The following is a 15032-nucleotide window of genomic DNA, read 5'->3' as shown; positions in this document are numbered from 1 at the left end:
TTGGTTCTGTATGTCACATTATAAGATCGCACCGTCTATTTTGGCGGCAGATTATGCAAATTTTGAAAAAGAGCTCAAGCGTCTAGAAAAGACAGGTGTAGAGTATGTGCACATTGATGTCATGGACGGTCATTTTGTGCCGAATATCAGCTTTGGGGCGGATGTGGTTGCGGCTATGCGTCCTCATAGCAAGCTGGTTTTTGATTGCCATCTCATGGTGTCCAATCCTGAAAATCATATTGAGACCTTTGCACGTGCGGGTGCAGATATTTTAACCATTCATGCAGAAGCAACGGTTCACCTGCATGGAACCCTGCAAAAAATTCGTGCCGCTGGTATGAAGGTGGGCGTGGTCATCAATCCAGGCACGCCTCTTGTTACCATTGAGCCTGTGCTCAACTTGGTGGATCAGGTGCTCCTTATGACGGTCAACCCAGGTTTTGGTGGACAAGCCTACATTCCAGAAGTAGCTGAGAAGATTGAGGCCTTGGTCAAACTCCGTGAAGCCAACGGCTTGCACTTTGACATCGAAGTGGACGGCGGAATTGATGATAAGACCATTCATTCAGCCAAAAATGCGGGTGCCAATGTCTTTGTGGCAGGTTCCTATCTCTTCAAAGGAGACTTGGATGCCAACGTTGCCAAATTGAAAGCAGCCCTCCATGATTAAGATTGCCCTAATAGCAGGTGGTTCATTTGACTGCCTTCCTGAGCCTGCAGACCTCTATGTAGGGGTAGATGCAGGCTCACTTCGTCTATTGGAACATTCCCTACCTCTTGACTGGGCTATCGGTGATTTTGACTCGGTGACACCTGAAGAATTAGGGCGGATAAAGGATCTAGCAGAGCGGTTCCTACAAGCACCTGCTGAAAAAGATGACACAGACTTAGAGTTAGCGTTAAAGGAAGTGTTCAAAGTTTATCCGCAGGCCCAGGTTCACATATACGGTGCCTTGGGTGGACGCATGGATCATATGATGGCCAATCTCTTTCTAGCTGCAGAGCCTGACTTGGCACCCTACATGGAGCAAATTGAATTGGTGGACAGTCAGAATATCGTCCGTTTTCGACCTGCAGGACGTCATGTCATTCAACCTATTCAAGGAATGACCTATATTTCCTTTATGCCAGAAGATGGCAGCCGCTTGACCATTCGTCATGCCAAGTACCCGTTGGATGCCAGTAATTATTTTTTCAAAAAATGCTATTCCTCTAACGAATTTATAGATAGAGACATAGACATTCAACTGGATAAGGGCTACGTGGTCCTTATCTACAGTAAGGATAAGAATTAGATGGATATTGTATTACTTATTTTGCTGATACTGGTCTTGCTCGCCTTGGTTTTTCTTTATGGAAAATGGCAGAGCTTGGCCCTGCTTTTGCAAGATCAGGCAGAAGACACAGCAGACAACTTGTCTGATCAGCTCAGCTATCAACTTGAAAATGCAACCCTCAAACAGCAACAGGCCATTCATCAGGAAGTGGAAAGACTCCGCACGGAGCTTTACCAACAGCTAACCGACATCCGTCATGAGCTGAATAAGAGCCACTTGGAAACGCGAGATGTCACCGACCGCCGTTTGCAGGCCATTCAGGAGTCCAATGAAAAACGCCTGGAAGAAATGCGGCAGACGGTCGAGGAAAAGCTGGAGAAAACCCTGCAAACCCGCCTACAAGCCTCCTTTGAAACGGTGTCCAAGCAATTGGAATCGGTCAATCGTGGTCTGGGAGAAATGCAGACGGTGGCGCGTGATGTGGGCAGTCTTAACAAGGTGCTGTCTGGCACCAAAACCCGTGGCATCATGGGTGAGTTGCAGCTGGGACAGATTATCGAGGATATTTTGACACCTAGCCAATATGAGCGAGAGTTTGCCACGGTTTCAGGCTCTAGTGAGCGCGTGGAGTATGCGGTCAAGCTACCAGGACGGACTGAAGGCGATTATATCTACTTGCCAATCGATTCCAAGTTTCCGCTGGCGGATTACTACCGCTTGGAAGATGCCTACGAAAGTGGGGACAAGGACCAGATTGACCTCCATCGGAAAAATCTCTTGGCTGCTATTAAACGTTTTGCCAAGGACATTCAGAGCAAGTACCTCAATCCGCCTGAAACCACCAACTTTGGCGTGTTGTTCTTGCCAACCGAAGGGCTTTATTCAGAGGTGGTCCGCAATCCGATTTTCTTTGACGACCTTCGCCGTCAGGAAAATATCGTGGTAGCAGGACCGACCACCCTTTCTGCCCTGCTTAATTCGCTCTCTGTCGGCTTTAAAACCCTCAACATTCAACGGTCGGCCGATGATATTTCCAAGGTCTTGGGCAATGTCAAGCTGGAATTTGGCAAGTTTTCTGACCTCTTGGTCAAGGCCCAAAAGCAACTCAATCAGGCCAGCAGCAATATTGACAAACTCCTAACGACTCGCACCAACGCTATCGAGCGTAGTCTTCGAGCCATCGACCTATACGAAGATGACCAAACTAAGGGACTGCTTGGCTTGTCCCCATTAGATGAGGAAGATAATGAAAATTAACCAAATGAAAAAAGATGAATTCTTCGAAGGATTCTATTTGATCAAAACAGCAGAAGTCCGTCAAACACGGGCTGGTAAAGACTACCTGGCTCTGACCTTCCAAGATGAGACTGGTGAGATTGAAGGCAAGGTCTGGGACGCCCAACCAGGGAAAATCAAGGATTTTACTGCTGGAACTGTAGTTCATATGCAGGGACGCCGTGAAGTCTACAATAATTCACCCCAAGTCAATCAGTTGGTTCTCCGTTTACCAAAAGCTGGCGAACCAAACGACCCTGCTGAGTTCAAGGAAAAGCCACCTGTGGATGTCAAGGACACCAAGGACTACCTAAATCAGATGATTTTCCGCATCGAAAATGCCACTTGGCAGCGGATTGTCCGTGCTCTTTACAGTAAATATGAAAAGGAATTTTATTCCTATCCAGCGGCCAAGACCAATCACCATGCCTTCTATTCAGGTTTGTCCTTCCATACAGCGACCATGGTCCGCTTGGCTGATAAAATTGGTGACATCTATTCTCAGCTCAACAAGAGCCTGCTCTTTGCAGGAATCATGCTTCATGACCTAGCCAAGGTGATTGAACTGACAGGTCCTGATAACACAGGCTACACTGTCCGTGGAAATTTGATTGGGCACATTTCCTTGATTGATGAAGAGATTACCAAGGTTTTGGTGGAATTGGGCATTGATGACAGTCTGGAGGAAGTGACTGTTCTGCGCCACGTTATCCTCAGCCACCACGGCCTCTTGGAGTATGGTAGCCCAGTCCGTCCGCAGATTATGGAGGCGGAAATCCTCCACATGATTGACAACATCGATGCGGAAATGATGATGATGCTATCGGCCTTGGACAAGGTCGGTCCAGGCGAGATGACCAACCGTATCTTTGCCATGGATAACCGCGCCTTCTATAAGCCCAATATCGACTAATGGTAGTTAGGATAGTATCTCGACAGCCCCTCGCTAAAGGCTGGTCCACGGACCAAAAGTACAAGGTCCAGCTAGAAGATGGTCGCTTTGGTCTGTTGAGAATAGCAGAGCGGCCAGCCTATGAGGCTAAGCGATTAGAGTTTCAGTTAGTTGAAAAACTGTTTGATCAAGGTTTGCCTGTGGCGGAGCCACTAAGTTTTTGGGCGGATGACTTGTCAGTCTACACTCTCTATGAATGGGTGGAAGGTCAGGACATGAATGAAGTGGCTTCCGATTTGCCTGATTCTGTCTTGTATGAATTGGGCTGTCAGGCTGGAAAGTTTTTACGAGCCCTGCATGGTCTGCCTATTGATCAAAGCCTGCGCGACTGGAACAGTTTTTATCAGGCAAAGATTGACAGTAAATTAGCTGCCTACCAAGCAGCTAGTCATTCCTATCCAAATGGTCAAGCCATGATAAACTTTGTCCAGGCCAATCGTCACTTGCTTGAAGGGAGGCCGATTGCCTACCATCATGGAGATTTTCATACAGGGAATTTTCTACTGGGAAGAGATGGAAAACTAAAAATCTTAGACTTTGATCGCTACGATATAGGAGACCCCTGGGAAGAATTTAATCGATTGATTTTCACGGTAGATTTGTCTCCAGCCTTTGCACGTGGTCAGGTGGATGCCTATTTTGATGGCGCTATTCCAGAGGAATTTTGGAGACTCACTGCACTTTATGTCACAGTAAATAGTCTAGGAGCTCTTTCTTGGGCAGAACAAGTAGATCCCGAACAAATTCCCTTGATGCAGTCACAAGCTGAGAGAATAGTTGGTTGGTATGAACACTATAGGCTTTATTCCCCCTCATGGTATCGGTAGTATTTCTATAAAATGCGAAAAAAGACGGACTTTTTATATAAAAAGTTCGCTTTTTGTTGTTTTTGTGATATAATAGAAAAAATAAATTTAGAGGATGATTATATGAAGTTAAGAAGAAGCGAACGGATGGTAGTGATTTCCAATTATCTCATCAACCACCCTTATGAATTGACAAGTTTGAATACCTTTGCTGAAAAGTATGAATCAGCTAAATCTTCCATTTCCGAAGATATTGCCATCATTAAAAAGGCTTTTGAAGAAAGCTCCATTGGGAAAATTGAAACCATCACGGGTGCTAGCGGAGGTGTTGTTTTCACACCGTCCATCTCAAAAGAAGAGTCGTTGCAAATCGCAGAGACACTGCGCAGTCAGATGGCTGAAAGTAGTCGTATCTTACCTGGCGGTTATATTTATTCCTCAGACCTCTTATCAACACCTCACATCCTAAAAAATGTAGGTCGCATTATTGCTAATGCATTTAAAGATGAAAAAATCGATGCTGTCATGACAGTTGCAACAAAAGGTGTTCCATTAGCGAATGCGGTTGCCAATGTTCTTAATGTACCATTTGTCATCGTTCGCCGTGATTTGAAAATTACTGAAGGGTCAACTGTTTCTGTCAACTATGTGTCAGGATCTAGCGACCGTATCGAAAAGATGTTCCTGTCTAAGCGTAGTTTGAAGGCGGGAAGCCGTGTCTTAATCGTCGATGACTTCTTGAAGAATGGTGGAACTATCAATGGTATGATTAGCCTCTTGTCTGAGTTTGACTCGACCTTGGTAGGTGTGGCTGTCTTTGCGGAAAACCAAAAAGGGGACCGTAGCGTAGCGAATTACAAATCCCTGCTGGCTGTGACGGATATCAATGTCAAGGAAAACCGCGTTGACGTCGAATTGGGGAATATTTTTGAATAACATACATGCAAAAAAGAGCTGGTTTTCAGCTCTTTTTTACTATTCTCTCAAAACTCTCCGACCGTGCTTCCACGCTGATTTTTTCCAGAGTTAGCGGATGCGTTAAGCTGAGTTTTTGGGCGTGGAGCATGAGGCGGTGGGCAGCTACATAACTATAAAGTGGGTCGCCAATCAGAGCATGACCGTGGTGGGCTAGATGAACCCGAATCTGGTGGGTCCGACCTGTCTGGAGGCGACAGGCGACCAAACTATTTTTGCCAATGGTCTTCAAGAGGTGGACTTGAGTGAAGGCTGCTTGTCCTTTTTGGTTGTCAACGACTCTCTTTCTGCGATCGTGGCGGTCCCGTCCAATCTTATCGGTAATGGTCCAGTCGGTCTTTTTTAACTGTCCTTGGCAGAGGGCTAGGTAGTCACGGTAGATGACCTTGTCTTCCAAAAGCCGATTGAGAATGGGAAGGATAAAGGGATTTTTGGCGAAGAGAATGGCTCCGCTGGTTTCCATATCGAGTCTGTGGACCACATAGCAGGTCTGTCCAACATAGGCAGATACATGGTTGAGCAGGGCAATCTCTGTCGGCTCGTTACCGTGGGTCTTCATACCTTCAGGCTTGTTGACAATTATCATATGTTCATCCTGATAAAGTTCCTCCACCATGTCCGCCTGTCCCAGAGGAATACTTTTTTCAGGATAGTCTTCTTGGTCAAAAGTCAATTCTAGCAAATCACCTGCTGCTATGGTGCTCTGCCAGTTTATCAACTCACCGTTGACACGGACGTGTTTCTTGGTGCGGAGGAAATGTCGGATTTTTCTAGGAATAAGAAAATAATCTTCCAAGACTTCCTTAACAGTGAGTTGTGGAAAGGCTTGGGGAATGCGAATGTCAATTTTCATCTTACAGACTGGTTGAGTGCTTAGGTTGCACTTTTTCATTTGGATTGAGGTAGTTCATGGCATTGTTGACGGCGGTTGGGGCTTCGCCAAGACCAGTCGCAATCAGGTCAATCTTGCCTTCATAGAAACAACAGTCACCGATGGCATAAATACCTGGAACAGAAGTTTCTTGCTTGCTATTGACAACGATGCGGTGACGATTGAGCTCCAAGCCCCATTCTTTTAGCGTTCCAACGGATGATTTAAAACCGTAGTTGACAAAGAGGTGATCGAAAGGTAGGGTGAGCTTGTCCTCGCTCTTAACCTTGTCGAAATGAATGGCAGAAGCTCTGCCATTTTCCCCAGAAAGCCCTTTAGGGACAAATGGTGTATGGATGGTGACGCTGGACTGCTTGAGTTCCTCTACGCTGTGCTCAAGGGCACGGAAGTTGTCGCGACGGTGGACAATATGAGTAGTTTTAGCGATTTTCTCAAAAGCTAATGACCAATCAACCGCGGAGTCTCCCCCACCTAAGATGACAACATCTTTGTCAGCATATTGTTGGATATTGGATACATGATAGTGAACGTTTTCAAAGCTGTCTGCTCCCTCAATTTCCAGTGGACGAGGCTTGAAGGCCCCACCTCCCATGGCGATAAGGAGAGTTTTTGTCTGGTGGATGCCTTTGGTGGTTGTCAGGGTAATAACTTCTCCTGGTTCAATGGCAGTCAGAGTTTCATTGAGGCAAATGGTTGTTTCAAAAGTTGAGAGTTGGGCAAGGAGGTTATCGGTTAATTCTTGTCCTGTTAAGCTAGGGAAGGCTGGAATATCCAAAATTGTTTTTTCTGGATAGAGAATTGCCGGCTGGCCCCCAAGCTGTGGTAAGGAGTCAATGATTTTGACTTTAGCTTGGCGGAGATGGGCATAGAAGGCGGCAAATAGACCAACTGGTCCGCCACCAATAATGGTAATATCATATACTTGTGTCATTGGAAATCCTTTTCTGATTCAGAATCTCCCTATTTTATCATATTTTGCCAAAAATTTCCGCTGTTCGGCTGTGACAGGTTTGCAGTAGTGTTTTTCTCAGCTAGCTGAAAGAAAATATTGTATAATGGTACAAAATCACTAGAAAGAGGTGTTCTATGGACGATTTGCAACATCAGCCGATTGAAGTTCCAGATGATTTTCAATCTGACAATGATGACAGACCTAGCCGTAGTCGCAGGGGAAATCGAGGTCATTCAGACAAACCAAAGAAAAAGTCTCGCATTCCAGAGCCAGTTCGTAAATTTTGGCGGCGCTATCAACTGACAAAAATAGTTTTGATCTTGATAGGCGTAATGGTTCTTACGGTAGGTGGTTACCTATTCTTTCTTGCAAAGACTGCGAATGTTGGGGATTTGCAGGAAGCATTAAAGGCTACAACGATTATTTATGATAAGGATGGTGCTGAGGCAGGGACCTTATCTGGTCAAAAAGGGACTTATGTAGAATTAGATGCTATTTCTGATAATCTTGAGAATGCGGTGATTGCTACAGAAGACAGGAGTTTTTATAAAAACTCAGGGATAAACTATCAACGAACCATCTTAGCTGTTTTGACCTTGGGGCGTTCAGGTGGTGGTTCAACGATTACCCAGCAGTTAGCTAAAAATGCATTTTTGACACAAGAGCAGACCATTAGTCGAAAAGCTAGAGAGTTCTTCCTAGCCCTTGAAATCAATAAAAAATACAGTAAGCAAGAAATACTTACAATGTATCTCAACAATGCCTATTTTGGTAATGGGGTTTGGGGAGTTGAAGATGCTAGTCAAAAATATTTTGGTATTTCTGCTAGTGACTTGACGATTGAACAATCAGCTGTTTTAGCAGGAATGCTTAAGGGTCCAGAAATTTATAATCCCTATTATTCCTTAGAAAATGCAATCAATCGCCGAGATACAGTCTTGCAAAATATGGTCAATGCTGGCTATATTGATCAGGCAACTGCCGATGCAGGTTTTCAAGTCGATTTAGCGAGCCAGTTAGCAGATACCTATACTGGTAAGCAAGATAACTATTCTTATCCATCTTACTTTGATGCGGTTATTGCTGAAGCGATTGATCGCTATGGCCTTAAAGAATCAGATATCATCAATAACGGCTATCGAATATATACCGAAATGGACCAAAATTCTCAAGCGAGTATGCAGGTTATCTTCAATGATGAAACTATGTTTCCGACTTCAAGCTATGATGGAACCTCGGCTCAAGCTGCTAGTGTAGCTTTGGATCCTACAACTGGCGGTGTTCGAGCCTTGGTTGGGCGCGTGAATAGTTCGGAAGATGCTGTGTTTCGAACATTCAACTTTGCGACTCAAGCTAAGCGTAGTCCCGGTTCAACTATTAAGCCCCTTGTTGCCTATGCGCCAGCAGTAGCAGCGGGTTGGGCTATTGATACACCATTGGATAACCATACGGAAACCTATGGGGATTATACCTTACACAACTATGACTATTCAACTTCGGATACCATTCCAATGTACCAAGCTTTAGCTTTATCTTACAATCTGCCAGTTGCATATATTGTAAATACCTTGGGGATTGACAAAGCCTTTGAATATGGTCAAAAGTTCGGTCTTGATATGGAAAATGTTGAAAAGGTTCTTGGTGCGTCAATCGGATCAGGGGTGGAAACGAACCCCTTGCAAATGGCTCAGGCCTATAGTGCTTTTGCAAATGATGGTGTAATGAAGGATGCTCATCTAATTACACGTATTGAAACAGCAAGTGGAAAGGTATTGGCTCAGCATCGCGAGACAAGTACAAAAGTAATTGACCGCTCGGTTGCAGATAAAATGACTTCTATGATGCTTGGGACCTATACGAATGGTACAGGTGTATCTGCAGATGCGACGAATTACTATCTTGCAGGAAAAACGGGAACAACCGAAACAAGTTTTGATGTAAATCTTGTTAATGACCAGTGGCATATAGCTTATACACCTGATCTGGTCATCAGTCAGTGGGTCGGATTTGAACAGACGGATGAGAATCATTACATTGATAGCAGTAGCTACTGGATGGCTCCAACAGTCTTCCGTACAGTAGCTGATGCGATTTTGCCAAATACAGCAGGGACTGCCTTCGATGTGGAGAATGCTTATGTTCAAAATGGTATTGTAGCGATTCAAGAAGAGGATACAAGTGCCTCAGATTCGGTCGTTACTTCTGATCAAGTGCAAGATATTACTACTCAAGCACAGGATTTGATTGAAAAGACAAAACAACAAATCCTAGATGCCAATATTCCAGAACGGGCGAAAACGTTATGGGATACGGTAAGAAGTTGGTTTGAGTAGTTGTCAAACTGAATAAAACATGTTAGAATAGTAAAGATGGAGGGCTATGATGGCACTAAAAAAAGCAAGTTTAGCCTGTACAGTTTGTGGCTCTCGAAATTATTCGATAAACCTTTCGAGCAATCCCAAACCAACACGGTTAGAAGTAAATAAATTTTGTAAACATTGTGGTCAGTACACTGTTCACAAGGAAACCCGATAGGAGTTGCATATGAAATTCGTTTCAGATATTTTTAGCATTTTAAAAGAGACTGCTTGGCCTACTGGAAAACAAAGCTGGAAAGACTTTGCTTCGGTAATTCAGTATTCCGCATTCTTTGTTGCTCTCATTTACCTATTTGACCTTATTTTGTCAAAAGGAATTATGAGTTTAATTAATCTTTTCTAGAAAATGCTTGCCATATTCAAAATGGAAGTGATATAATAGAGAAAAGCGAAAGCCTTCGGGCTTTTTTTAGCGTCTTCAAATGACATACCGTAGTTTTTGAATGAATCTTTCATTGAAGAATACGAGGCACAGGTTCCAGAGAAAGGAAAGATAATGTACGATAGTTTTGATAAAGGCTGGTTTGTTTTACAAACTTATTCTGGTTATGAAAATAAAGTAAAAGAAAACTTACTTCAACGTGCGCATACTTATAATATGCTGGAGAATATTCTTCGTGTAGAAATTCCGACTCAAACAGTACAAGTTGAGAAAAATGGCGAAGTTAAGGAAGTGGAAGAAAATCGCTTCCCGGGCTATGTATTGGTTGAAATGGTCATGACTGATGAGGCCTGGTTTGTGGTGCGTAATACTCCAAACGTTACTGGTTTCGTGGGCTCGCATGGGAACCGTTCAAAACCAACGCCACTTTTGGAAGAAGAAATCCGTCAAATCTTGGTATCAATGGGTCAAACTGTACAAGAATTTGATATTGATGTGAAAGTTGGTGACACTGTTCGCATTATTGACGGAGCCTTCACAGACTATACAGGAAAAATCACAGAAATTGATAACAATAAGGTCAAGATGGTTATCTCTATGTTTGGTAATGATACCATTGCCGAAGTTAACTTGAGCCAAATTGCTGAGTTGTAAGAAAAGAAAGATTAAGGGGCGAGAAAACGCTCTTTTTTGTTTCACATTTTTGATTAATAGGATTACTCCTAATGAACATGAATCTAAGGAAATTGGCTAAGAAATTAGTCCAAAATAAAAGAGATAAAAAAACACAGAAAGTTCGGCTGGATTTCATCATACTCAGCTTGAATCTATCTGTGTTTTTTATTCACTGGCTAGTTTTGCCCAGTTACTTTCTCTTGCCCCAAATTTGCTCCAAATTATTTTCAAAGTCTGCCGAATTTAACCAGACGGAAAATCAAAAAAGCCCGAAAAATCGGGCTTTTGACTTGTAGTGATTTGGATAAATCCCTATAATAAAGGCGGTAGACGGATTTGAACCGACGATCAAGCTTTTGCAGAGCCGTGCCTTACCACTTGGCTATACCGCCATAACAGAAACTATTTTACCGAAAAAAATGCCATACGTCAAGTGAATCATTCCCGTAGTTATTTATTCCCGTCCTATCACCGGATTAGCACGCTATAAAAAGAAAAATCGCCACGTTAAGTAGCGATTTTTCACTTTTGTGAGCCTCAATGAAACGTCAAAGCGTTATAATAGTTTTAAGTCAAAAATCTCTATTAACGAGGTCTCACTATGAAAATTATAACACAGCTTAACCTTTTTGAGGATCAGGAACTAGGTGATTTAGAAAAAATTTTGATGGTATTAGATGGTCTTCCAGAAACGGGTCTATTTGATGAGTTAGAAGCCAAACGCAAACACGGGCGTAAGGATTATTCTGTTCAATCTTACTTCATTGCCTATATTGCTAAAATAGTTCTTCAATTGGAAACCGATCAACAGTTGATTCGTCAGCTTAATATGAATAGCCAGCTCCGTCAAATCTGTGGCTTTGAAACTCACGGTGTTAAGCTCAAAAATGGTACTATTAAACTTGTTCATGCTCCCTCTAAGTCTGCTTATTCTCGTTTTATTCAGGACTTGGAAGAGGTCTGTCCAGACATTGACGAGTGGGTTTTATCGGGCATATCTGAACTATACAACCTTCTTCCGGAATTTGGTGTTGACTTAGCCCTAGATGGCAAGTTCATTGATAGTTATGCAACACCATATGGTAAGAAACAAAGAAAGGATAGACGCTCTGACTGTGATGCCGATATGGCTATAAAAAAACGTCATCATAAAAATGGAACGGTCTCTATGGAGAAACACTATGGCTATCGTTGTCATCTTGTGGTTGATGCGACTTATGAACTGCCTGTTGCTTGGGAGGTGACGACGGCCTCAGAAGGGGAACCTACTGTTGCCAAAAGGCTGATTCGAAACATGCGTCAAACGACCATGGAGAGAGCAGAATATTTGATGGCAGACCGTGGTTATAGTGGAATTCCTCTTCAGAATCTAATAGAAGAAGCCACAATTCTTCCTATCATCGATCATCCTCATAAGTGGAAAGAAGATGAAACCAGGCAATACCTTGATACGGATGTGATTTACAATCAATCTGGAGAAGTCTTTTGGGTGGATGACAAGGGCCAAGCGATTCAGCTTATCTATAAGGGATACGATAAGTCTTGTGACAGTTTGCGGTATGGTTTTCATCCCCGTTATCAGGACAATCGCATCTTCCGTTTGAAACGGTCGGTAGAACCTATTATCTTTAATCAAGTAGCTAGAGATAGTCAGAAGTTTAAGCGACTCTACAAGAAGCGGACAGCTGTGGAGAGGGTGAATGGGCGTATAGACCGCGACTTTCGATTCGAGAAGCACACTATCCGAGGGCTTAAGAAGATGAGTCTAGCTATTGCCATGAGTTTTTTAGTGATAGTTGGATTTGCCTTAGCCAAACTCAAACAAGGCCAGAATACTCATTTAGCCAGTTGGGTAGTCTAAAAATAAAAAATAGTTCAAAAACCAAGGGGGCAGTGCGCCCTTTTTTCAGTTTTCGAGCTATCTCAATCCATCAGTGGAGGAAAATTCTTGAGTTTAAGAGAGTTAAATCAAATATTTTTGTCAGAAAAAGGAACGGGTTTTGAAAAATACAACACAAGTGGAAATTCCTTGTCAAAAGTGAAAAAATTTGGTATGATAATAGAGTTGCTGTAGCAACAAATACTCATCTCGAACCAATTGTGACCCTGTTGCCGTAAGGTTGGGCTGCAAGTCGAAGTTTGGGAGAGGAGAAAAAACAAAAAGGAGAAATACTCATGGCAGTAATTTCAATGAAACAACTTCTTGAGGCTGGTGTACACTTCGGTCACCAAACTCGTCGCTGGAATCCTAAGATGGCTAAGTACATCTTCACAGAACGTAACGGTATCCACGTTATCGACTTGCAACAAACTGTAAAATTGGCTGACCAAGCATACGACTTCATTCGTGATGCTGCAGCAAACGACGCAGTTATCTTGTTCGTAGGTACTAAAAAACAAGCTGCTGAAGCTGTTAAAGACGAAGCAATCCGCGCTGGTCAATACTTCATCAACCACCGTTGGTTGGGTGGAACTCTTACAAACTGGGGTACAATCCAAAAACGTATCGCTCGTTTGAAAGAAATCAACCGCATGGAAGAAGACGGAACTTTCGAAGTGCTTCCTAAGAAAGAAGTAGCATTGTTGAACAAACAACGTGCACGTCTTGAAAAATTCTTGGGTGGTATCGCTGACATGCCACGCATTCCAGATGTAATGTTCGTTGTTGACCCACATAAAGAGCAAATCGCTGTTAAAGAAGCTAAAAAATTGGGTATCCCAGTTGTAGCGATGGTTGACACAAACACTGATCCAGATGATATTGATGTTATCATCCCAGCTAACGATGACGCTATCCGTGCTGTTAAATTGATCACAGCTAAAATGGCTGACGCTATCATCGAAGGCAACCAAGGTGAAGACAGCGTAGCAGCAGTTGAAGCTGAAATGGCAGCTGAGCCAGCATCTACAGAATCAATCGAAGAATTGGTTGAAGTTGTAGAAGGAAAATAAGTAACGAAGGCGTTAAGAAAAGCGTTAGATTTATCTAAATTTTAGCTTTTTAGTCCGGGTACACTTTACATCATTTATCAAACACAAAAAACAATCCTAGAGGGGCAGGGCTGAGCCCGCTCCTCTATTTTATAAATACAAACAAGGAGAATAGACATGGCAGAAATTACAGCAGCTCTCGTTAAAGAATTGCGTGAAAAATCAGGTGCTGGCGTTATGGACGCGAAAAAAGCATTGGTAGAAACTGACGGTGATATCGAAAAAGCGATCGAATTGCTTCGTGAAAAAGGTATGGCTAAGGCAGCTAAAAAAGCTGATCGTGTAGCAGCTGAAGGTTTGACTGGTGTTTACGTGAACGGTAACGTAGCAGCAGTTGTTGAAGTGAACGCTGAAACTGATTTTGTTGCGAAAAACGCTCAATTCGTTGAATTGGTAAACACTACTGCTAAAGTAATTGCAGAAGGTAAACCAGCGGACAACGAAGCAGCTCTTAAATTGACAATGCCTTCAGGTGAAACACTTGAAGAAGCATACGTAAACGCAACTGCAACAATCGGTGAGAAAATCTCATTCCGTCGCTTTGCTTTGGTTGAAAAAACAGATGCTCAAGCATTTGGTGCTTACCAACACAATGGTGGACGTATCGGCGTTATCTCAGTTGTTGATGGTGGTGACGAAACTCTTGCAAAACAAATCTCAATGCACATTGCTGCAATGAAACCAACTGTTCTTTCTTACACTGAATTGGATGAGCAATTTGTTAAAGATGAGTTGGCACAAATCAACCACAAAATCGAACAAGACAACGAAAGCCGTGCAATGGTTGACAAACCAGCATTGCCATTGTTGAAATACGGTTCAAAATCTCAATTGACTGACGAAGTGATTGCAGCAGCTGAAGAAGCTATCAAAGCTGAATTAGCAGCAGAAGGCAAACCAGAAAAAATCTGGGACAAAATCATCCCAGGTAAAATGGATCGCTTTATGTTGGACAACACTCAAGTTGACCAAGCTTACACACTTCTTGCTCAAGTTTACATCATGGATGACAGCAAAACAGTTGAAGCTTACTTGAACTCAGTGAATGCTTCAGTTGTAGAATTTGCTCGTTTCGAAGTGGGTGAAGGTATCGAGAAAGCTTCAAACGACTTTGAAGCAGAAGTTGCAGCGACTATGGCAGCAGCTCTTGGTAAATAATTGGTAGTCTTCATTTTATCTTTTATTACTTCGACGTATGAGGAAACGCCGTTTCCATATTTCCAACTTCAAATACTCCACTGGAGTATTTGAACTCGCCTTGCTGTACTTCAGTACAGTCTGCGGCTCGTTTCCTAGTACTAAAAGCAAACTGAAAGACTGCTCGACAATTCAAGAACTTCCGAAAGGGAGTTCTTTTCATATGTACGACGGGCATGTCGTACATCTGAGGTGAAAGTCCTCTGTGGACACCCGCTACCGGTGAACCCCAAAGCGACTCCCAAGCCTGACTATCGTGAGGTAGCGGGGAGAGGAAGGG

Annotated in this window: 15 protein-coding genes and 1 tRNA gene; 13 read left to right on the top strand and 3 right to left on the bottom strand. The window is 43.1% G+C overall.

Going from position 1 to position 15032, the window contains the following annotated elements; all coding sequences use genetic code 11:
• Positions 1 to 10: 10 nt before the first annotated feature.
• From rpe to purR, 6 genes are all read left to right on the top strand, one after another.
• On the top strand, positions 11 to 670 hold the full coding sequence (gene rpe / locus K6V48_RS08885; protein ID WP_222369157.1) for a ribulose-phosphate 3-epimerase: 660 nt from the start codon (positions 11 to 13) through the stop codon (positions 668 to 670).
• The gene (locus K6V48_RS08880; RefSeq protein ID WP_024391621.1) at positions 663 to 1295 is read left to right on the top strand and encodes a thiamine diphosphokinase; all 633 of its coding nucleotides are present in this window, start codon (positions 663 to 665) and stop codon (positions 1293 to 1295) included. Before rpe ends, K6V48_RS08880 begins: the two co-directional genes overlap by 8 nt.
• Positions 1296 to 2534, top strand: a complete 1239-nt coding sequence (locus tag K6V48_RS08875) for a DNA recombination protein RmuC (protein ID WP_222369154.1) — start codon at positions 1296 to 1298, stop codon at positions 2532 to 2534.
• The gene (locus K6V48_RS08870) at positions 2524 to 3465 is read left to right on the top strand and encodes a 3'-5' exoribonuclease YhaM family protein (RefSeq protein ID WP_222369151.1); all 942 of its coding nucleotides are present in this window, start codon (positions 2524 to 2526) and stop codon (positions 3463 to 3465) included. Before K6V48_RS08875 ends, K6V48_RS08870 begins: the two co-directional genes overlap by 11 nt.
• On the top strand, positions 3465 to 4331 hold the full coding sequence (locus K6V48_RS08865) for an aminoglycoside phosphotransferase family protein (RefSeq protein WP_222369148.1): 867 nt from the start codon (positions 3465 to 3467) through the stop codon (positions 4329 to 4331). Before K6V48_RS08870 ends, K6V48_RS08865 begins: the two co-directional genes overlap by 1 nt.
• A 102-nt stretch (positions 4332 to 4433) precedes the next feature.
• Positions 4434 to 5246 carry a pur operon repressor gene (purR, locus tag K6V48_RS08860; protein WP_024391625.1) on the top strand — a complete coding sequence of 271 codons (813 nt, stop codon included), beginning with the start codon at positions 4434 to 4436 and terminating at the stop codon, positions 5244 to 5246.
• A 25-nt stretch (positions 5247 to 5271) separates the two neighbouring features.
• On the opposite strand, the gene K6V48_RS08855 is transcribed toward purR, so the two are convergent.
• Both K6V48_RS08855 and K6V48_RS08850 read right to left on the bottom strand, forming a co-directional pair.
• Complete coding sequence (locus K6V48_RS08855) at positions 5272 to 6138, bottom strand: RluA family pseudouridine synthase (protein ID WP_024391626.1); 867 nt, start codon at positions 6136 to 6138, stop codon at positions 5272 to 5274.
• Position 6139: 1 nt separating this feature from the next.
• Positions 6140 to 7108: an NAD(P)/FAD-dependent oxidoreductase gene (locus K6V48_RS08850; protein ID WP_222369145.1), complete on the bottom strand. Its 969-nt coding sequence runs from the start codon at positions 7106 to 7108 to the stop codon at positions 6140 to 6142.
• Between the two features lie 155 nt (positions 7109 to 7263).
• Here K6V48_RS08850 and pbp2a point away from each other — a divergent pair, with 155 nt between their 5' ends.
• The 4 genes from pbp2a to nusG all read left to right on the top strand — a co-directional run bounded on the left by pbp2a (position 7264) and on the right by nusG (position 10543).
• The gene (gene pbp2a / locus K6V48_RS08845) at positions 7264 to 9462 is read left to right on the top strand and encodes a penicillin-binding protein PBP2A (RefSeq protein ID WP_222369142.1); all 2199 of its coding nucleotides are present in this window, start codon (positions 7264 to 7266) and stop codon (positions 9460 to 9462) included.
• 49 nt (positions 9463 to 9511) lie between these two features.
• Positions 9512 to 9664 carry a 50S ribosomal protein L33 gene (gene rpmG, locus K6V48_RS08840; protein ID WP_032512074.1) on the top strand — a complete coding sequence of 51 codons (153 nt, stop codon included), beginning with the start codon at positions 9512 to 9514 and terminating at the stop codon, positions 9662 to 9664.
• 9 nt (positions 9665 to 9673) lie between these two features.
• Positions 9674 to 9850 carry a preprotein translocase subunit SecE gene (gene secE / locus K6V48_RS08835; RefSeq protein ID WP_024391629.1) on the top strand — a complete coding sequence of 59 codons (177 nt, stop codon included), beginning with the start codon at positions 9674 to 9676 and terminating at the stop codon, positions 9848 to 9850.
• 153 nt (positions 9851 to 10003) lie between these two features.
• Positions 10004 to 10543 carry a transcription termination/antitermination protein NusG gene (nusG, locus tag K6V48_RS08830; protein ID WP_002940254.1) on the top strand — a complete coding sequence of 180 codons (540 nt, stop codon included), beginning with the start codon at positions 10004 to 10006 and terminating at the stop codon, positions 10541 to 10543.
• A 342-nt stretch (positions 10544 to 10885) separates the two neighbouring features.
• On the opposite strand, the gene K6V48_RS08825 is transcribed toward nusG, so the two are convergent.
• Positions 10886 to 10956 (bottom strand) — tRNA-Cys (locus K6V48_RS08825).
• 209 nt (positions 10957 to 11165) lie between these two features.
• Between K6V48_RS08825 and K6V48_RS08820 the strand changes: the two genes are divergently transcribed.
• The 3 genes from K6V48_RS08820 (at position 11166) to tsf (ending at position 14713) form a co-directional block, all read left to right on the top strand.
• Complete coding sequence (locus K6V48_RS08820; protein ID WP_222369139.1) at positions 11166 to 12425, top strand: transposase; 1260 nt, start codon at positions 11166 to 11168, stop codon at positions 12423 to 12425.
• Between the two features lie 314 nt (positions 12426 to 12739).
• Positions 12740 to 13516, top strand: coding sequence for a 30S ribosomal protein S2 (gene rpsB, locus K6V48_RS08815; protein WP_222369136.1), 777 nt, complete (start codon positions 12740 to 12742; stop codon positions 13514 to 13516).
• 156 nt (positions 13517 to 13672) lie between these two features.
• Positions 13673 to 14713 (top strand): translation elongation factor Ts, encoded by a 1041-nt coding sequence (gene tsf / locus K6V48_RS08810; RefSeq protein WP_222369133.1) that lies wholly within the window; start codon positions 13673 to 13675, stop codon positions 14711 to 14713.
• Positions 14714 to 15032 lie beyond the last annotated feature (319 nt).

The organism is Streptococcus suis (genome assembly GCF_019794555.1).
GTDB classification, from domain to species: Bacteria; Bacillota; Bacilli; order Lactobacillales; family Streptococcaceae; genus Streptococcus; species Streptococcus suis_AB.
The sequence above is the reverse complement of the archived record's forward strand: the minus strand, read 5'-3'. Positions and strand labels throughout refer to the sequence as shown.